The organism is Micromonospora sp. CPCC 205546 (assembly GCF_036902715.1).
In the GTDB taxonomy this organism is placed as follows: Bacteria; Actinomycetota; Actinomycetes; order Mycobacteriales; family Micromonosporaceae; genus Micromonospora.
The window spans coordinates 1-17,948 of record NZ_JBAKHL010000045.1 but is presented as its reverse complement, the minus strand read 5'-3'; the positions used below and the strand labels follow the sequence as shown (position 1 = coordinate 17,948).

Sequence of the window (17,948 nt, the reverse complement as noted above, 5' to 3'; positions counted from 1 at the left end):
GAGAGGCCGGAAGCAGGGCTCAGGAGAAGAGGCCGCGGCGCTGGAGCGACTGACGGATCCAGCCGTCGAGCTGCGCGCTCCAGTCGGTGCGCTCGGCGGTGGCGTGGTCGATGGTGAAGCGGCCGAAGGCGTCCCGCCCCTCGGTGAACAGGCCGCCGCGCTTGTCCAGCTCCAGCACCACCTGGATCTGCTGCGGGTCCGTGACGAAGGTGACCTCGAGCTGGTTGATCGCCCCCGCGTACTGGGGTGCCGGGTAGAACTCGAGCTCCTGGTAGAAGGGCAGGCTCTGCCGTACGCCGTAGATGTGGCCCCGCTCCACGTCGGCGCGCGCGAACCGGAAGCCCAGCCGCAGGAACGCCTCCAGGATCTTCTGCTGGGACGGCAGCGGGTGCACCGCCACGGCGTCCAGGTCGCCCTTGTCGACCGAGCGGGCCACCTCCAGCTCCGTACGCAGACCCATCGTCATCCCGTGCAGGTGCTGCCCGTACAGCTCGGTGAGCGGCGTCTCCCACGGCACGGGGAAACGGAACGGGATGTCGTGGCGCTGCCCCGGGTCGAGCCGGAACGCGCCGGTCGCGGCCTGCCGGTGGAACTCCTGCGTGGTCTCGTAGTCGTTGTCGCCGCTCTCCACCTCGACCCGGGTGACCAGACCCAGGGCGACGTACGACACGTCGACGGTGTGGTCGCCGCCGGCCACGTGGATGACGCCCTCCAACTGCCCGCCGGGGCGGCAGTTCGGGTTGGCCAGCACGGTTTCCACGGACGGGCCACCCACGCCCATCGCCTGCATGAGCCGCTTGAAGACCACGAGAACCTCCCTAACCTGTTCGGTGCGCCGGCGTCACCGGCGACGCCGGCCGTGCGGGCCGACCGCTGGCACGGTATCCGTCGGCGGCAACAAGCGCTCGGCGACCGGTCGCACACGCTGAGCAGGCCATCGACACAATTCGTGTCGGTTCCCCGATCGCCTCACTCCCGTTTCACGCCCCGCCCGCCAAGCTGTGTGTCACACCGGCACCCCTGGGCCGGATCCAACGGCACAGACGTGGACACGGGGAGAAACTGAGATGGCCCTGCAGATGACGCAGCACCGGACGCGCCCGGCCGGCACCACCGAGGCCGCGAGCGCCACCGACACCCTGACCGACCTCGACGCCACCGACGAGCGCGGCGTCTCCACGGATCTGGTCCGGGCGTACCTGAACGGGATCGGTCGGACGAAGCTGCTGACCGCCGCCCAGGAGGTCGACCTCGCCAAGCGGATCGAGGCCGGCCTGTTCGCCGAGGAGAAGTTGGCGACCTGCACCCCCGTCTCCACGGACCTGCGGGCCGACCTGGAGCTGGTCGTGGCGCAGGGCCGGGCCGCGAAGGACCACCTGCTGGAGGCGAACCTGCGCCTGGTGGTGAGCATCGCCAAGCGCTACACCGGTCGTGGCATGGCCTTCCTCGACCTGATCCAGGAGGGCAACCTCGGCCTGATCCGCGCGGTCGAGAAGTTCGACTACGCCAAGGGCTACAAGTTCTCCACCTACGCCACCTGGTGGATCCGGCAGGCGATCACCCGGGCGATGGCCGACCAGGCCCGCACCATCCGCATCCCGGTGCACATGGTCGAGCAGGTCAACCGCATGGTGCGCGCCCGCCGCGAGCTCTCCGTCTCGCTGGGCCGCGAGCCCACCGTGGCCGAGGTCGCCCGGGCCATGGACATCCCGGAGTTCCAGGTGATCGAGCTGATCTCCTACGACCGGGAGCCGGTGAGCCTCGACCAGGCGGTCGGTGAGGACGGCGAGAGCGCGCTCGGCGACTTCGTCGCCGCCGTCGACCCGGGCGCCCAGCCCGGCGACGCCGCCGCGCAGGGCGAACTGCGCAACGAGGTGAGCATCGTGCTGTCCACCCTCTCCCAGCGGGAGCAGGCCGTGATCCGGCTCCGCTTCGGCCTCGACGACGGCCGGCAGCGCACCCTCGACGAGGTCGGTCGGGAGTTCGGCCTGTCCCGGGAGCGGATCCGGCAGATCGAGAAGGTGACCCTGCTGAAGCTGCGTGACCCGGAGCGGGCGCAGCGCCTGGAGGCGTACGCCTGCTGAGGTCCTCCGGACCACGCGGGGCCCCGGCGGTTCGCCGGGGCCCCGCGTGACGTCCGGGCCGTGGTCCTTGACCGGGGGCGCCCGGCGGGCTACCAACGGGTGTGAACTGGACACTGGAAGTGGTGATCGTCCCGGTCTCCGACGTGGACCGGGCGAAGTCGTTCTACGCCGACCGGCTCGGCTTCGTCGTCGACCACGACACGGTGATCGGCGACGACGCGCGGATCGTGCAGCTGACCCCGCCCGGCTCCGGCTGCTCGATCGTGATCGGCAAGGGCGTGGTGCCGGACATGCCGCCCGGCTCCCTCAAGGGCCTCCAGCTCGTCGTACCCGACCTGCGCCGGGCGCGGGCCGAACTCCTCGAGCGCGGCGTCGACGTCGGCGAGATCCAGGTGGTCGGCGAGAATCCCCGGCCGGTGCCGGACCCGCTGGACAACGTCGGCTTCGTCCACTTCGCCGACCCCGACGGCAACGCCTGGGCCGTGCAGCAGATCTCCGGGCGGGCCTGACCGCCGCACCGTCCGCACCCGGCGGGCGTCCTCCTCACAGCCGGCGGGGGCCGGTGTCGGGGCGCGCCACGGCGGAGCCGACCCGGACGGTGGCGTGCAGCACCGAGATGCCGTCGGGGCGGGCGAGCACCGGGTTGAGGGTCAGCGCGCGCACCCGGGGCTGCTCGTCGGCGAGCCGGCCGACCCGCAGCAGCAGGTCCGCCAGGGCCGCCCGGTCCACCGGCGCCGCGCCCCGGTGCCCGCGCAGCAGCGGCGCCGCCCGGGGCTCGTCGACCAGCTCGGCGGCGTCCAGGTCGGTCAGCGGCACCGCCCGCCAGGCCCGGTCGCCGAGCAGCTCGGTGGCGACGCCGCCCAGCCCGAAGCCGACCACCGGGCCGAACGCCGGGTCCTCCACCAGCTCGACCACGCAGGCCACGCCCGGCGCGACCATCGGCTGCACCAGGACGTCCGCGCCGAACAGCGCCGACATCTCCGCGTACGCGCGGTGGACCGTGGCCGCGTCGGGCAGGTCGAGCCGGACCGCGCCGAGGTCGAGGCGGTGCCGCAGGCCAGCGGCGGCGGCCTTGAGGGCCACCGGGAAACCCAGCCGCTGCGCCGCGCCGGCGGCCTCCGCGGCGGAGCGCACCGGCACCGACTCGACCACGTCGATCCCGTACGCCGCGAGCAGCCCCGCCGGATCGAGGGCCTCCGGGCGCAGGGCGGCGTGCGCCGCCTCCCGGTCCACCCCGGACAGCTCCGGCGGCGCCCCGGCGGGCCGGCGCAGCCAGTCCGCGTACGCGGTGACCCGGGCGAGGGCGCGGACGGCCTCCTCCACGCTCGGATAGGCGGGCACCCCCGCGGGTGCCCGGCCGACCAGGAACGTCGCCACGGTCGGCTTGCCGGCGGCGGACGCGCCCGGCAGCGCGGCCGTGAAGTCGGCCTCCGTGTCGGTGAGCTGGCCGGGCAGCGGCGGGGCGAACACCACCACCAGCGCGTCCACCTCGTCGTCGGCGCCCGTCGCGGCGAGCGCGGCGGCGAACTCGCCCGCGCCGGCGCGCGGGCCGACGTCGCGCGGGTAGCCGCGGGCCACGGTGAGCCCCTGCGCGGCGCAGGCGGTGGCCGCCAGCCCCGTCAGCGCCGAGGAGTTGCCGACCACCCCGACGCGCGGCCCGGCCGGCAGCGGCTGGTGGGCCAGCAGCATCCCGACGTCGAGCAGCTCGGCGACGGTGTCCACCCGGATCACGCCGGAGTGGGCGAACAGCGCGGCGACCGCCACCTCGTCCGGCCCGGCGGCCTCGCCCACCCCCGGCGGGCGGGCCGGCGAGGCGAGCGCCACGACGGGCTTGTCCCGGCCGATCCGGCGGGCCAGCCGGGCGAACTTGCGCGGGTTGCCGAAGGTCTCCAGGTACAACATGATCACGTCGGTGCCGGGGTCGTCCTGCCAGTACTGGAGCAGGTCGTTGCCCGAGACGTCGGCCCGGTTGCCGGCCGAGACGAAGCTGGACAGGCCCAGCCCCCGCCGGTCGGCCTCGGCCAGCAGCGCCACCCCGAACGCGCCGGACTGACTGAAGACGCCCACCCGGCCGGGCACCGGCAGCCGGGGGGCGAGGGTGGCGTTGAGGCGTACCGCCGGGTCGGTGTTGGCCACCCCCAGGCAGTTCGGGCCCACCACCCGCATGCCCGCCGCGTGCGCCGCGCGGACCAGCGCCCGCTGCGCGGCCGCGCCCTCGCCACCGGCCTCGGCGAAGCCCGCCGAGATGACCACCAGGCCGTGCACGCCCGCGGCGGCCGCGTCGGCGACGACCTCCGTCGCCGCCTCCGGCGGGACCGCCACCACCGCCAGGTCGACGGGCACGCCGGCACCGGTCGCCGAGGTGTACGCCGGCAGCCCGGCGACCGTCGCCGCGCCCGGATGCACCGGAACCACCGCGCCGGGGTAGCCGCCGTCGCGCAGGTGCCCGAGCACCGCCGCGCCGACACCCTGCCCGGTGGCGCTGGCGCCGTAGACGGCGACGCCGCGCGGGGCGAGCAGCCGGGCGATGGAGCGTGCCTCCGTGCGGTGCTCCCGGCCGCGCTGCACCTGGAGCGTCGCGTCGGTGGGGGCGATCGGGAAGTTCAGGTGCACCACGCCGTCGGCGAACTGCCGCTGCACCTGGTAGCCGAAGTCGGAGAAGACCCGCAGCATCGCGCCGTTGGCCGGCAGCACCTCGGCCACGAAGTTGGCGATCTCGTTGCGGCGGGCCGCGTCGGCCAGGTGCTCCAGCAGCACCGAGCCGACGCCCCGGCCCTGGTAGGCGTCCTCCACCACGAACGCCACCTCGGCGTCCGGCGAATCCGGGCCGAGCCGCTCGTAGCGGCCGACGGCGACGATCCGGTCGCCGACCAGCACCACGAACGCCTCCCGGTCACGGTGGTCGACGTTGACGAAGCGCTGCAGGTCCCGCTCCGGGATGCGCGGGTACGGCGAGAAGTAGCGCAGGTAGCGGGTGCGCTCGGAGAAGCGCGAGTGCATCGCCACGATGCCCGGCGCATCCGACGGGCGGATCGGGCGCAGCTGCACGGTGGTGCCGTCGCTGAGCAGCACGTCCACCGGTTGTTCCACCGTGGTCACCTGTGCGGTCCCTTCCGCCCGCCGGATCAGTCGCGCGGGTCGTGCGGGTCGAGCCCGAACAGCGGGAAGGCGGTCTTGCGGGCCGCCGCGATCGCCCGGTCCACCGCGCTCGGCTCGCCCGTCGGCTGCCACGGCTCGTACGCCGGGTCGACGTCGTCGGTCATCCGCAGCGGGATCTGCCGGCCCGGCCGACGCGCGGCGGCCAGTTCCCGCCACGCCGGCGGGGTCAGCGTCGCCGGGGCGATCGGGTCCCCGGTGGCCACCGCGAGCAGGTGCGTCCAGGCCCGGGGCACCACCTCGACCAGGGCGTACCCGCCGCCGCCGGTGGCCACCCAGCGCCCCTCGCAGAGCTCGTCGGCGAGCGCCCGCAGGGCCAGGTAGGTGGCGCGCTGCCCGTCGACGGAGAGGTTCAGGTCGGCCAGCGGGTCGAGCCGGTGGCCGTCGGCGCCGCACTGGGTGACGAGCACCTGCGGCCGGAACGCGCGCAGCACCGACGGCACCACCGCGTGGAAGGCGCGCTGCCAGCCGGCGTCGTCCACGCCGGGCGGCAGCGGGAGGTTGACGGCGCTGCCCTGGGCGCCCGGGCCGCCCGTCTCGTCCGGGAAGCCGCTGCCCGGGAAGAGCGCCAGGGGCGTCTCGTGCACGCTGACCGTGAGCACCCGTGGGTCGTTCCAGAAGACCTGCTGCACCCCGTCGCCGTGGTGCACGTCCACGTCCACGTACGCGACCCGCTCGGCGCCCAGGTCGAGCAGGCGGGCGATGGCCACCGCGGGATCGTTGTAGACGCAGAACCCGGACGCGCGGGCCGGCATGGCGTGGTGCAGGCCACCGGCCACGTTGACCGCCCGCCGGGCCTCGCCCCGCCAGACCGCCTCGGCCGCCGCCACCGTCGCGCCGGCGATCAGCGCGCTCGACTCGTGCATCCCGTCGAAGACCGGGTTGTCGGAGGTGCCCAGCCCGAAGCCGGCGAAGAGCGGATCGCGGGGGGCCACGCGCACCGCCGCGAGGTAGCGCGGGTCGTGCACCCGGCTCAGCAGCGCGTCGTCGGCCGGCTCCGGCTTGACCAGCCGCACCCCGGGACGCGCGAGGACACCCAACTCCCGGGCGAGGGCGAAGGTCAGCTCCACCCGTACCGGGTCGAGGGGATGGTCCCCCATGTCGTAGGCGAGCAGCGACTCGTCCCACACCACCACCGTGTCGTCGGACATGCGCCCATCGTCGCACGCGCACCCCGGCACGCCCGTGCACGCGCTGCTCAGCCGCCCGGTGTCGCCCCGGTTTGCGCCGTTCCGCCCAGCCGCCCACGTCGGCCCGGCACCCGGCGCCGCTCAGCCGGTCGGGGTCGGGCCCGTGGCCACCGGGCGGGACGGGTCGGCGACCCAGTTGCTCCACGATCCGACGTAGAGCGCCGCGTCCGCCCGGCCGGCCAGGTGCAGCGCGAACACGGCCTGCGCGGCGGTCACCCCCGACCCGCAGTACGCCCCGACCGGCCGGTCGTCGCTGACCCCGGCGGCGGCGAAGCGCTCGCGCAGCGCGTCGACGGCGGGGAACCGCCCCTCGGCGACGTACTCGGGCGCGGGCAGGTTCACCGCGCCGGGGACGTGCCCGGCGACCGGGTCGACCGGCTCCGTCTCGCCCCGGTAGCGCGGGGCGGCGCGCACGTCGAGCAGGACGCCCTCGCCGGCCGCGGCCAGCCGGGCCGCCTCCCCCGCGTCGAGCACCGGCAGCGCGCCGGGGCGCACCTCGACGTCGCCCGGCTCCGGGGTCGGCGCCGCCGTGCTGGTGGGCAGCCCCGCCGCCCGCCACGCCGGGAAGCCGCCGTGCAACAGCCGTACCGGCCGGTGGCCCGCCCAGCGCAGGGTCCACCAGGCGCGGGCGGCCGCCATGCCGTCGCCGCCGTCGTACACCACGACGGGGTGACCGGCGCGCACGCCGGCGGCCCGCAGCGCGGCCCGCAACGCGGCGGGCTCGGGCAGGGGGTGGCGCCCGGCGGGGCCGGGCGGCCCGCAGAGCGCGGTGTCCAGGTCGACGAAGACCGCGCCGGGCAGGTGGCCGGCGGCGTAGTCCTCCCGACCGGGAGGCCCGGCGAGGCGCCAACGGACGTCGAGCAGCGTGGGCGGATCGGCCTGGCCGAGTTCGACCGCGAGTCGGTCGACCTCCACCAACAGATCCTCGGTTGCGGACATGGCGTCCAGTCAACACCATCCCGGCACGGACCTGGCGGTTCGCCGTGGGGCGTTCGGTGAACGTCGAGGTAGCATCGTTGGCCGGAGGTCCGCTGACGTGAAGCATGATCTGGTCGACACGACCGAGATGTACCTCAAGACCATCCTCGAGCTGGAGGAGGAGGGGGTTCCGCCGCTGCGTGCCCGGATCGCCGAGCGGTTGGGGCAGAGCGGCCCGACCGTCAGCCAGACCGTGGCCCGGATGGAACGCGACGGCCTGCTCACCGTCGAGGGTGACCGGCACCTGGCCCTCACCGCGCACGGCCGCAGCAACGCGGTCTCCGTGATGCGCAAGCACCGGCTCGCCGAGTTGCTGCTGGTCAACGTCATCGGGATGCCCTACGAGGAGGCCCACGAGGAGGCCTGCCGGTGGGAGCACGTGATGAGCGACGCCGTCGAGAAGCGGGTCTACGACCTGCTCAACCGGCCGACCCGTTCCCCCTACGGCAACCCGATCCCGGGGCTGGAGGAGCTGGGCACGCCGGAGCAGGCGACCGCCACCCCGATCGAGGGTGAGCGCAACCTGGCGTTCCCCGGGCTCTCCGGGCCGGTCGTGGTGCGGCGGATCTGCGAGAGCGTGCAGACCGACGCCGACGTGCTCCGGCAGCTGCACGCGGCCGGCGTCGACCCGGGCGCGACCGTGACGGTGGCGCAGGAGCGCGACGGGGTGTCCATCGACCGCTCCGGCGACCGCATCAGGCTGCCCCGCGAGGTCGCCTCCCGCGTCTTCGTCGCCGCACACTGACCCGCCGCGCCGGTGACGGTCAGACGGCGCGGGTGTCGAGCTGCTGGGCCAGGGCGACGAGGGCGGTGGTGAGCTTCTCGGCCTCCGCCCTGTCGGCGTCGCCCGGGGTGGCGTAGCGCAGGGTGGCGAGGCGTCCCTCGGCGGCCAGCCAGCCCACCTCCGCGACCGGGCCGAGTGCGCCCTTGGCCGAGGTGGTCCGCCGGTAGGCCTTCTGGCCCAGCCCGGTGACCTTGGCCGCCTTCTCCGGCACCACGTCGGCGGTGAAGGTCGCCGCGTCGATCGACGTCCGGGTGACGGTCAGCGTCAGCTCCGGCAGGGCCTCCCGACCGGCGCGCACCACGCAGGTGTGGCTGTCGCCCGTCGCGCTGGCGGCCGCCACGTCGAAGCGGACGCCGGCGTGCTGCTCGATCACGCCGAAGTCCAGCAGCCGGCACGCCCCGCCGGACGAGGCGGCGGCCACGTCGGCCGTGACCGGCGCGGGCGGCGGTACGGCCACCGGTTCCGCCTCCGCGCCGCAGCCCGTCACCAGCAGCGCCACCAGCCCGACGCCCACCATCCGCCCGCGCACGACCACTCCTTCGCTGTCCACCCCGACGTGTCCGCCGGAAACCGTACGATGTGACCCGCCCGTGCGGTAGCCCTGCGGCGGACGTGTCGAGACGTGGCCGGTGTTCGGCCGGGCGCTCAGTCGTCGACGTACGGGCAGTGCCGGCAGCCACGCCCGCAGCAGGTGCCGCGCCGGGCCAGGAAGCCCGCGCTGAGCACGAAGAGACCGCTGGCCGGGTCGAGGTAGCCGGCCGCACCGGCGCCGAGGGCGGCGGCGTGCGCCGCCAGGATCCGCTCCCGGTCCGGGTGCTCCGGCGGCAGCCGGGACGGGTGCGGCTCGGTCAGCGGCCGGTCCGCCAGCGGTCGTCGCTCTCCGGTCACCGGCGCAGTCTAGAGAAACGCCCGTCGAGCCCCGCTCCGGACCGCGCCCACCGGCCACCGGATCTCGCAGGTCGCGGCGCGGGGCTCGGTAGGCGTGGGCACGGCGCGTGCGGCACCGCGAGCCGACGCGCCGGATAACCAGTGGCGTCGATCCGGACGGGGCCGGCAGGCTGACCGGATGGACCACGGACGGGACGGGCGCCTGCGACCGAAGTCGGCCTCCGGGACATCGGCGATCTCCCCGCGGCGCACACCGCCCCGCACCGGGAATCCGACGTGACGCAGCAGGCCACCACGCCCGTCGGAGGTGCCGCCCCCAGGCGGCCCTCGCTGCTGCGTACCCGCAACTTCGCGCTGCTCCTGGCCGGGCAGACGGTCAGCGAGCTGGGTACCCGGGTCTCCAGCGTGGCGGTGCCACTGCTCGCCGCCGGCACGCTCGACGCCAGCGTCTTCCAGGTCGCGATGCTGACCACGCTCGCCTGGCTGCCGTACCTGATCTTCTCGCTGCCGGCCGGGATCCTCGCCGACCGGGTCGACCAGCGGCGGCTGATGGTCGTCTGCGACCTGGGCCGGGCCGCGCTGCTGCTGTCGGTGCCGGTGGTCGCCCTGGCCGACCGGCTCACCCTCGGCTACCTGTACGCGGTGGTCGGGCTCAGCGGCGTGCTCACCGTCCTGTTCACGGTGGCCTACAAGAGCATGCTGCCGAGGCTGGTGCCGTCGGACCGCCTCGTGGACGCCAACGCGAAGCTCACCGTCGGCCAGGACTCCGCCGAGCTCGTCGGCCCGACGATCGGCGGCGTGCTGGCCGGTCTGGTCGGCGCCGCGAGGACGTTCGTCGTCACCGCCGTCGCCTTCGCCGTGAGCGGGTTGACCCTGCTGCTGATCCGGGAGGCGCCGGCGGAGCCCGCGCCACGGCGCGAGCGGGTGCCGCTGCGGGTGGAGATGACCGAGGGGCTGGGCTTCATCCGCCGCCAGCCGATCCTGCGCAGCATCCTCGCCTGCACCACCACCTCGAACTTCTTCGTCACGGCGTCCGGCTCCATCGAGGTGGTCTTCCTGCTGCAGGAGCTGCACGCGCCGCCGGCCCTGGTCGGGCTCGTCTACTCGGTCAGCGCCGTGGGCGGGCTCGTGGTGGGCGCGTTCGCCGCCCGGTTGACCGCGTGGCTCGGCTCGGCCCGGGTGATCTGGGTGGCGATGGCCGCGCCGGGCCCGCTCTACCTGCTCATGCCCCTGGCGCAGCCCGGTTGGGGCGTGCTGCTCTACGGCACCGGCCTGGCCGCGTTCTCCGCCAACGTGGTGCTCTACAACGTGGCCGCCATGACGTACCGGCAGCGGATCACCCCGCCCGCGCTGCTCGGCCGGGTGAACGCGGCGTTCCTCTGGGTCTGCTTCGGCGTCATCCCGTTGGGCGCGCTCACCGGCGGCACGCTCGCCAGCCAGCTCGGGCTGCGGCCGGCGCTGTGGATCTGCGTGCTCGGCACGTGGAGCGCGGCGCTCTTCGTCGTCGTCTCCCCGCTGCGGCGGATGCGGGACCTGCCGGCGACCTGACCGGCCGACGTCGCAGCCGAGTCCGGCGGGGCCGGACTCCGGCGGTCAGGCCGCACGTCCGGCGGGTGACCCGGGCGCCCGCCCCCTGCGTACGGAAGCACGTTGGCTTTCCGCTCCGCCCGGCCTATGGTGGCTGCATGTGTTCGACCGGTCAGCAGAACAGCACCGCCGTCGTGGTGACGGCGGCGCCCGCTGCTGCCTGCCGGTGCGCCCTGCGGGTGAACGTGGCGACCCGGGTGGTGCGATCCGCGGTCGCGCCGTCGTGCGCCGGCTCGGTCGCCTCCCGACTGCCGAGCCCCGCCGGACGTGGCCCTCCGTGAACCGGTTGCAACTCTTGCGAACGGCCACCAGGGCGAAGCTATCCAGCTTCGGCCCTTTTTCTTTTTCTCCAGGGAGCTACGCCATGACCACGCCCACCCAGTCCAGCGAGCAGAAGTGGCTCGACGACCTGCGTACGACACTGACCAACGACTTCGAGGCGCAGACCGTCCGGCTGACGCAGCTCACCGCCGACACCGGCGACCCGGGCGAGGCGCACACCCAGAGCGCGCTGATCGCCGCCACCCGCCGCAGCATCGAGCAGATCAGCGGGGCGCTGCGCCGCCTCGCCGAGGGCCGCTACGGCATCTGCGAGCGCTGCTCCGCCGCGATCCCCCGGGAGCGCCTGGAGGTGCTGCCGCACGCCCGCTTCTGCGTGCCCTGCCAGCAGAAACAGCAGTGACGTACGCGGGCTGCCGTGCCGGAGGACGGCGCGGCAGCCCGCCCGGGTCAGCCGAACCAGGTCATCGCCTGGCCGTGCGGGCGCGTCCAGGCGAGTGGCCGGCCGTCCAGCGCGAGCACGTTGTGCAGCGCCTCGTCCGGCGGCTCCGGCAGCGCGTCGTGGGGCAGCACGTCCGGGGACTCGTTGGAGATCCAGTGGCCGGGCAGCCGGCGTACCACGTCGGCGAACGCCGTCCGGCGCGGTGCCGACACCTGGTAGAGCACGGAGGTGTGGAACACCACCAGCGTCGCGCCGGCCGGCGCCCGCGCGGCCAGCGCGGGCAGGTCGTCCACCAGGTCGCCGTGCGCGAGCAGCGGCGGGTCGGACGCGGCGACGGCCGCGGCGGCCCGCAACCGGGCGCGGCGGTGCGTGTGCTCCGGCCAGATGAGAGCGTCGAGCCAGGCGACGTCCGCCGGATCGGTCACCCGCAGCGGATTCAGGTCGAGGCCGGCCCGCCACACCACCTCCGGCAGCCGCTTTGGCGGGGTCAGGCCGGTGGCCGCGCATTCGAGGACCGGCCCGCCCGTGCCGAGCGCGTGGCCGCCGTAGCGGTAGGCGTACCGGTCGGGGTGGAGGCAGAGCCCGGCGGACGCGCCGACCTCCAGCAACGCCAGCGGCTGCGGCAACGCGGCGAGCACCGGCAGCAGTACGGCACACCGCCCGGGCTCGTTCGTCTGGGTCGCGCGGGTGCGCAGCTCCGCCTCGATCGCCGGCCAGTTCGCCAGCGCGAAGTCGCGGAAGGCCGCCGGGTCGTCGACGGGTCCGCCGAGCAGCCGTACGACGCCGAAGAGCAGGTTCGGCTGCCGCCTCGCCTGCGGTAACGGGGCAAGCAGGGCGAGCACCTCTTCGTCGCGGGAGACGGCGAGGGAGAGTCGCTCGTACGTCGGCGACACGCCGCGCGCCTCCCGGATGGCGAACTCGGCGTACGCCTCGGCGGTCTTCATGTCCCGATCATCGCCGATGCCACGCGTTCTCCGTTGCCCGTGCCGCCCTCGGTCGCTGCGCTCGTCGCCGGGCCTCCGGGAAGCGCCCGGACGATGACGCCCCGTCCCCCAGGGGGATGAAGTGGACAGACGTCCACCAACGAGCGGGGCGGGTCGGCGGATATCCGCCGACCCGCCCCGCTCGGTTCGTACGTCAGCTGCAACCGCTGGTGGAGCCGCAGCCCTCGCAGACGTAGCAGCTACCGGCCGGGCGCATCTTCGTGCCACAGGTGAAGCAGAGCGGCGCGTCGGCGGCCTTGCCGATCACGGCCTCCAGCAGTTCGGTGCTGGAACCCACGGACGGCGCCGGCTTGGCCGCGGCGATGCCGGCGGTCTCCTGCGCCGGCTGGGCGATCGGGCCGGTCTTCGGCTCGGTCGGCGCCTCGACCGGGGCGGAGGAGGCCATCGCGGTGAGGTCCGCACCGCTCGCCTCCGCCTCCGCCTCGGCCCGCAGCTGGGCGGCCCGCTCGCTGGCGGTGAAGATGCCCAGCTCCGCGCGGCGCTCGTACGGCAGGAAGTCCAGCGCCAGGCGACGGAAGATGTAGTCCATCACCGAGGCGGCCATCCGCACGTCCGGGTCGTCGGTCATGCCGGCCGGCTCGAAGCGCATGTTGGTGAACTTGCTGACGTACGTCTCCAGCGGGACGCCGTACTGCAGACCGATGGAGATGGCCACCGAGAAGGCGTCCATCACGCCGGCCAGGGTCGAGCCCTGCTTCGACATCTTGAGGAAGACCTCGCCGAGGCCGTCGTCCGGGTAGGACGAGGCGGTGAGGTAACCCTCGGCGCCGCCGACGGAGAAACTGACGGTCTGGGACGGGCGCTTCTTCGGCAGGCGCTTGCGCACCGGGCGGTACTCGACGACCTTCTCGACGACCTTCTCCACCTCGGCGGGGGCGGCTTCGGTGGCCTTGTTGGACTTCGCCACCGACAGCGGCTGGCCGACCTTGCAGTTGTCGCGGTAGATCGCCAGCGCCTTGAGGCCCAGCTTCCAGCCCTCGAAGTAGATCTTCTCGACGTCCTCGACGGTCGCCTGCTCCGGCATGTTGACCGTCTTGGAGATGGCGCCGGAGACGAACGGCTGGACGGCCGCCATCATCCGCACGTGACCCATCGGGGCGATGGACCGCTCGCCCATCGCGCAGTCGAAGACCGGGTAGTGCTCCGGCTTCAGGCCCGGGGCGTCGACCACGTGGCCCTGGTCGGCGATGTGCTCGACGATCGCCTCGACCTGCTCCTCGGGGTAGCCGAGGCTGCGCAGGGCGCGCGGCACGGTCTGGTTGACGATCTGCATCGAGCCGCCGCCGACCAGCTTCTTGAACTTGACCAGCGCCAGGTCCGGCTCCACGCCGGTCGTGTCGCAGTCCATCATGAAGCCGATGGTGCCGGTCGGCGCGAGCACGCTGGCCTGCGCGTTGCGCCAGCCGAACTTGTCACCGAGCTTGTTGCCCTGGGTCCACTGCTTCGTCGCCTCGCGGACGATCGCGGTGGCCACGGTGCCCGAGGGCTTGATCTCGTCGTTGGCGGCGGCGTGCTTGCGCATGACCCGCTTGTGCGGCTCGGCGTTGCGGGCGTAGCCGTCGTACGCGCCGACGACGCCGGCCAGCTCGGCCGAGCGGCGGTAGGCGGTGCCGGTCATCAGCGAGGTGATCGCCGCGGCGACCGAACGGCCCTGCTCCGAGTCGTAGGGCAGGCCGGAGGCCATCAGCAGGGCGCCGAGGTTGGCGTAGCCGATGCCGAGCTGCCGGTAGGCACGGGTGGTCACGCCGATCTTCTCCGTCGGGAAGTCGGCGAAGCAGATCGAGATGTCCATCGCGGTGATGACGAACTCGACGGACCGGACGAACTTCTCCACCTCGAAGCCGCCGTCGGCGCGGAGGAACTTCATCAGGTTGAGCGAGGCCAGGTTGCACGAGGAGTTGTCCAGGTGCAGGTACTCCGAGCACGGGTTCGACGCGGTGATCCGGCCGGTCTCCGGGCAGGTGTGCCAGTCGTTGATGGTGTCGTCGTACTGCAGGCCGGGGTCGGCGCACTCCCAGGCGGCGTGGGAGATGGTGCGGAACAGGTTCTTGGCGTCGATGGTCTCGATGACCGCGCCGTCGAGCCGGCCGCGCAGGTCGAAGCCGCCGCCGTTCTCCACGGCGGTCATGAACTCGTCGGAGACCCGGACGGAGTTGTTGGCGTTCTGGTACTGCACGCTGACGATGTCGGCGCCGCCGAGGTCCATGTCGAACCCGGCGTCGCGCAGCGCGCGGATCTTGTCCTCCTCGCGCGCCTTGGTGACCACGAACTCCTGGATGTCCGGGTGGTCCACGTCGAGGATGACCATCTTGGCCGCGCGCCGGGTGGCGCCGCCGGACTTGATGGTGCCGGCGGAGGCGTCCGCGCCGCGCATGAAGCTGACCGGGCCGGAAGCGTTGCCGCCGGAGGAGAGCAGCTCGCGGGAGGAACGGATCCGGGAGAGGTTCACGCCGGAGCCGGAGCCGCCCTTGAAGATCAGCCCCTCCTCCTTGTACCAGTCCAGGATGGAGTCCATCGAGTCGTCGACGGCCAGGATGAAGCAGGCGCTGACCTGCTGCGGCGACGGCGTGCCGACGTTGAACCAGACCGGCGAGTTGAAGCTGAACACCTGGTGCAGCAGCATCCAGGTCAGCTCGTGGGCGAAGATCTCGGCGTCGGCGGGGCCGGCGAAGTAGCCGTACTCCTCACCCGCCGTGCGGTAGGTGGTGACCACCCGGTCGATGAGCTGCCGCAGCGACCACTCCCGATCCGGGGTGCCGATGGCGCCCCGGAAGTACTTGGTGGTCACGATGTTGGCGGCGTTGACGCTCCACGACTCCGGGAACTCGACGCCACGCTGCTCGAAGTTGACCGAGCCGTCCCGCCAGTTCGTCATGACGACGTCGCGGCGCTCCCAGGCGACCTCGTCGTAGGGGTGCACCCCCTCGGTCGTCCACACCCGCTCGATCTTGAGCCCCGCGCCGGCCTTGTTCCGTGCCCTGCTGGTTGTCACACCGTCCCCCGACATCTCATCCGCCCCCTCGCCCGCGCGGCAACCGCCGCCCGATCCGACTGTCGTCACCTGCAAAGAAAAATCAACTGGTACGGCCGGCGGCCTCGGCCGCGTCGGCCCCGGCGCCCTCCCGGGCGCGCGCGGCGGCCCGCAGCGTCTCGATCTCCCGCTCGAAGTCGGCGAGCGAGTCGAACGACCGGTAGACGCTGGCGAACCGCATGTAGGCCACCTCGTCCAGGTCCCGCAGCGGGCCCAGGATGGCCAGCCCCACCTCGTGGCTGGGGATCTCGGCGGCCCCCTTGGCCCGGACGGTCTCCTCGACCTTCTGCGCGAGCAGGGCGATCGAGTCGTCGTCCACGGGCCGGCCCTGGCACGCCTTGCGCACCCCGCCGATGATCTTCGTACGGCTGAACGGCTCGGTGACCCCGCTGCGCTTGACGACCGCGAGGACCGCCTCCTCCACCGTGGTGAACCGCTTGCCGCACTCCGGGCAGGACCGCCGCCGGCGGATCAACTGGCCGTCGTCGGCCTCCCGCGAGTCGACGACCCGGGAGTCGGCGTGTCGGCAGTACGGACAGCGCATCCGGCCCGGCCTCCTTCGTCGATCGCGGGCGCCCCGAGCCGCCCGCCGGGCACGCGTCGACGCGACGGAGCCATCTGTCGATGGTCTTCGCCGTGTCGACGGTGCCGGAGTGCGGTCGGTAGTCGAACCCAACCTGTAGGCGACTTACGCCCATGTGACTACTACATCTAGGGGTCGACCGTAGGCCGCTGCGGATCGGAGGTCAAGTTGGCCGGCGTGTCCGGCGCGTCACCGGGTTCCCGCGTCGACGGGTGCCGCCCCCACCGCAGGACCAACCGTCCGACGCCCTCGCGGGTTACCGGTCCGACCGCGACGAAACGGCCGACGACCGGACGAAAGTCGAACACCCGTTCGATCCGACGTACCATTTATCAGAACGTGAGTACGAGCGGAGCGGTTTTTCATCCCGACACGCCGAGCAAGGTCGTACAGATGTTTGAAAATGACCGATCTCACCTATACGGTCTTGAAGAACCGGGCGCGGGTCCTCCGTACGCCGGTCGACCCGCACCACCGCACGCACCACGAGCCGCCGAGGCACCCAGCGCCGACCAGGGAGGACGGACGTGACCGACGATCGGGCCAGCCGGCCGAAGAGCCCGCAGCAGATCACCGAGGCGGGTCCGCCGGCCACCCGACGCCGCGGCGCCGCGCGCGGCCGGACCGGGCAGCCCGCCGTGCGCGCGGTCACCCCGGTGGTCAGCGCCTTCCCCGAGCCGGCGACGGTGGACCTCACCGCCCGGCAGCGCCGGATCCTGGAGTTCATCCGCACGTGGGTCGAGCGCCACGGCTACCCGCCGAGCGTGCGCGAGATCGGCGAGGCCGTCGGTCTCGTCTCGCCGTCGAGCGTCGCCTACCAGCTCAAGGAGCTGGAGAAGAAGGGCTTCCTGCGTCGCGACCCCAACCGGCCGCGCGCCGTGGACGTCCGCGCGCCCGCCGAGGTCGACGACGAGCTGGCCCGCTCACAGCGTCCCGCCCCGGCCTACGTGCCGATGCTGGGCCGGATCGCGGCCGGCGGCCCGATCCTGGCCGAGCAGGCCGTCGAGGACATCTTCCCCCTCCCCCGCGAGCTGGTGGGTGAGGGCGAGGTCTTCATGCTCCAGGTCAAGGGCGACTCGATGCTCGACGCGGCGATCTGCGACGGCGACTGGGTCGTGGTCCGGCAGCAGCCGACGGCCGAGGTCGGCGACATCGTCGCCGCCATGCTCGACGGCGAGGCGACCGTGAAGACCTACCGCCGCCGCGACGGCCACGTCTGGCTCATGCCGCAGAACCCCGCCTTCGACCCGATCCCCGGCGACGACGCCACCATCATGGGCCGGGTCGTCGCGGTGCTGCGCCGCATCTGACCCGCCATCGCCGCGGGTGGCCGCCGAGGGCGGTCACCCGGGGCACGCCCACGCGAGCCACGTCGCCACCGGGGAAACGCGTCACGCGGCCGTCCACCGGCGCGCGGCGGCGTCCCCGCCCCGCCGGTGTCTGGCTGGAGGCCATCCCGGCACCCTCCGCAGGACGGTCGGGCTAGCCCGGCGGAGATCAGTAGCGGTCGCCCTGGTAGCCCCGCCCGCCACCGGGCACGTGACGGTAGCCGCGACCGTCGTCGGGGCCGTCGTCACGCCGACGGACCGGCCGCTGGCCACGGGGGTCCGATTCGTCGCCCCGACGCGGCGGCTCGGCCCGGCCACCGCCGTAGACGCCACCGCCCGGCTGCCCGCCGCCGTAGACACCGCCCCCGGGGCGACCGCCGCCCTGCCGTCCGCCCCCACCGCCGCCCTGGCGGCCACCGCCACCCTGGCGCCCACCGGGCGGCGACCCACCCAGGCCGGGCGGCCCGTCGACCGGCGGACGACCGCCACCGTAGACACCGCCGCCGGCGGGAGCCGGACGGGCGCCACCGTAGACACCGCCGCCAGCCGGGCGGGCGCCGCCACGGCCCCCGCCGCCGGCCGGCGCGGGACCGCCGCGCCCGCCACCGAAGTCG

15 protein-coding genes and 1 pseudogene are annotated in these 17,948 nt (G+C 73.9%); 7 read left to right on the top strand and 9 right to left on the bottom strand.

Annotated features, from left to right (window positions below; translation table 11 throughout):
• Positions 1-19 precede the first annotated feature (19 nt).
• Positions 20-808 (bottom strand): sporulation protein, encoded by a 789-nt coding sequence (locus V6U77_RS20505; protein WP_334607997.1) that lies wholly within the window; start codon positions 806-808, stop codon positions 20-22.
• Positions 809-1,079: 271 nt separating this feature from the next.
• Here V6U77_RS20505 and sigB point away from each other — a divergent pair, with 271 nt between their 5' ends.
• Together sigB and V6U77_RS20495 are read left to right on the top strand one after the other, a co-directional pair.
• Positions 1,080-2,084, top strand: coding sequence for an RNA polymerase sigma factor SigB (sigB, locus tag V6U77_RS20500; RefSeq protein WP_334608030.1), 1,005 nt, complete (start codon positions 1,080-1,082; stop codon positions 2,082-2,084).
• 101 nt (positions 2,085-2,185) lie between these two features.
• On the top strand, positions 2,186-2,593 hold the full coding sequence (locus tag V6U77_RS20495; RefSeq protein ID WP_334607996.1) for a VOC family protein: 408 nt from the start codon (positions 2,186-2,188) through the stop codon (positions 2,591-2,593).
• 34 nt (positions 2,594-2,627) lie between these two features.
• Here V6U77_RS20495 and V6U77_RS20490 read toward each other — a convergent pair whose 3' ends face one another.
• The 3 genes from V6U77_RS20490 to V6U77_RS20480 form a co-directional block, all read right to left on the bottom strand.
• Positions 2,628-5,183, bottom strand: coding sequence for a bifunctional acetate--CoA ligase family protein/GNAT family N-acetyltransferase (locus V6U77_RS20490; RefSeq protein ID WP_334607994.1), 2,556 nt, complete (start codon positions 5,181-5,183; stop codon positions 2,628-2,630).
• Between the two features lie 26 nt (positions 5,184-5,209).
• The gene (locus V6U77_RS20485) at positions 5,210-6,391 is read right to left on the bottom strand and encodes an acetoin utilization protein AcuC (RefSeq protein ID WP_334607993.1); all 1,182 of its coding nucleotides are present in this window, start codon (positions 6,389-6,391) and stop codon (positions 5,210-5,212) included.
• A gap of 120 nt (positions 6,392-6,511) precedes the next feature.
• Positions 6,512-7,369: a sulfurtransferase gene (locus tag V6U77_RS20480; protein WP_334607992.1), complete on the bottom strand. Its 858-nt coding sequence runs from the start codon at positions 7,367-7,369 to the stop codon at positions 6,512-6,514.
• 97 nt (positions 7,370-7,466) lie between these two features.
• Here V6U77_RS20480 and V6U77_RS20475 point away from each other — a divergent pair, with 97 nt between their 5' ends.
• Positions 7,467-8,153 (top strand): metal-dependent transcriptional regulator, encoded by a 687-nt coding sequence (locus V6U77_RS20475; protein ID WP_334607990.1) that lies wholly within the window; start codon positions 7,467-7,469, stop codon positions 8,151-8,153.
• A 19-nt stretch (positions 8,154-8,172) separates the two neighbouring features.
• On the opposite strand, the gene V6U77_RS20470 is transcribed toward V6U77_RS20475, so the two are convergent.
• Positions 8,173-8,721: a hypothetical protein gene (locus tag V6U77_RS20470; protein WP_334607989.1), complete on the bottom strand. Its 549-nt coding sequence runs from the start codon at positions 8,719-8,721 to the stop codon at positions 8,173-8,175.
• Positions 8,722-8,837: 116 nt separating this feature from the next.
• Complete coding sequence (locus V6U77_RS20465) at positions 8,838-9,080, bottom strand: DUF5522 domain-containing protein (RefSeq protein WP_334607988.1); 243 nt, start codon at positions 9,078-9,080, stop codon at positions 8,838-8,840.
• Between the two features lie 276 nt (positions 9,081-9,356).
• Here V6U77_RS20465 and V6U77_RS20460 point away from each other — a divergent pair, with 276 nt between their 5' ends.
• Both V6U77_RS20460 and V6U77_RS20455 read left to right on the top strand, forming a co-directional pair.
• Positions 9,357-10,628 (top strand): MFS transporter, encoded by a 1,272-nt coding sequence (locus V6U77_RS20460; RefSeq protein WP_334607987.1) that lies wholly within the window; start codon positions 9,357-9,359, stop codon positions 10,626-10,628.
• A 403-nt stretch (positions 10,629-11,031) separates the two neighbouring features.
• Positions 11,032-11,349, top strand: a complete 318-nt coding sequence (locus tag V6U77_RS20455; protein WP_334607986.1) for a TraR/DksA family transcriptional regulator — start codon at positions 11,032-11,034, stop codon at positions 11,347-11,349.
• A 47-nt stretch (positions 11,350-11,396) separates the two neighbouring features.
• Here the strand turns inward: V6U77_RS20455 and V6U77_RS20450 are convergent, their stop codons facing one another.
• The 3 genes from V6U77_RS20450 to nrdR form a co-directional block, all read right to left on the bottom strand.
• Positions 11,397-12,332 (bottom strand): DUF2332 domain-containing protein, encoded by a 936-nt coding sequence (locus tag V6U77_RS20450; protein WP_334607985.1) that lies wholly within the window; start codon positions 12,330-12,332, stop codon positions 11,397-11,399.
• Between the two features lie 193 nt (positions 12,333-12,525).
• Complete coding sequence (locus V6U77_RS20445; protein WP_334607984.1) at positions 12,526-15,399, bottom strand: vitamin B12-dependent ribonucleotide reductase; 2,874 nt, start codon at positions 15,397-15,399, stop codon at positions 12,526-12,528.
• 67 nt (positions 15,400-15,466) lie between these two features.
• A complete protein-coding gene (nrdR, locus tag V6U77_RS20440; protein WP_121395973.1) occupies positions 15,467-15,967 on the bottom strand; it encodes a transcriptional regulator NrdR in 501 nt (166 codons plus the stop codon).
• Between the two features lie 566 nt (positions 15,968-16,533).
• On the opposite strand from nrdR, the gene lexA reads away from it, so the two are divergent.
• Both lexA and V6U77_RS20430 read left to right on the top strand, forming a co-directional pair.
• Complete coding sequence (gene lexA / locus V6U77_RS20435) at positions 16,534-17,316, top strand: transcriptional repressor LexA (protein WP_334607983.1); 783 nt, start codon at positions 16,534-16,536, stop codon at positions 17,314-17,316.
• A 229-nt stretch (positions 17,317-17,545) separates the two neighbouring features.
• Positions 17,546-17,948: pseudogene (locus V6U77_RS20430) on the top strand (hypothetical protein); the annotation flags it as partial.

Bases quoted from the DNA above. Each gene is read 5' to 3' on its own strand.
- sigB (WP_334608030.1), top strand. From the start codon at position 1,080: ATGACGCAGCACCGGACGCGCCCGGCCGGCACCACCGAGGCCGCGAGC.
- V6U77_RS20450 (WP_334607985.1), bottom strand. From the start codon at position 12,332: ATGAAGACCGCCGAGGCGTACGCCGAGTTCGCCATCCGGGAGGCGCGC.
- V6U77_RS20455 (WP_334607986.1), top strand. From the start codon at position 11,032: ATGACCACGCCCACCCAGTCCAGCGAGCAGAAGTGGCTCGACGACCTG.
- V6U77_RS20445 (WP_334607984.1), bottom strand. From the start codon at position 15,399: ATGTCGGGGGACGGTGTGACAACCAGCAGGGCACGGAACAAGGCCGGC.
- V6U77_RS20480 (WP_334607992.1), bottom strand. From the start codon at position 7,369: ATGTCCGCAACCGAGGATCTGTTGGTGGAGGTCGACCGACTCGCGGTC.
- V6U77_RS20485 (WP_334607993.1), bottom strand. From the start codon at position 6,391: ATGTCCGACGACACGGTGGTGGTGTGGGACGAGTCGCTGCTCGCCTAC.
- nrdR (WP_121395973.1), bottom strand. From the start codon at position 15,967: ATGCGCTGTCCGTACTGCCGACACGCCGACTCCCGGGTCGTCGACTCG.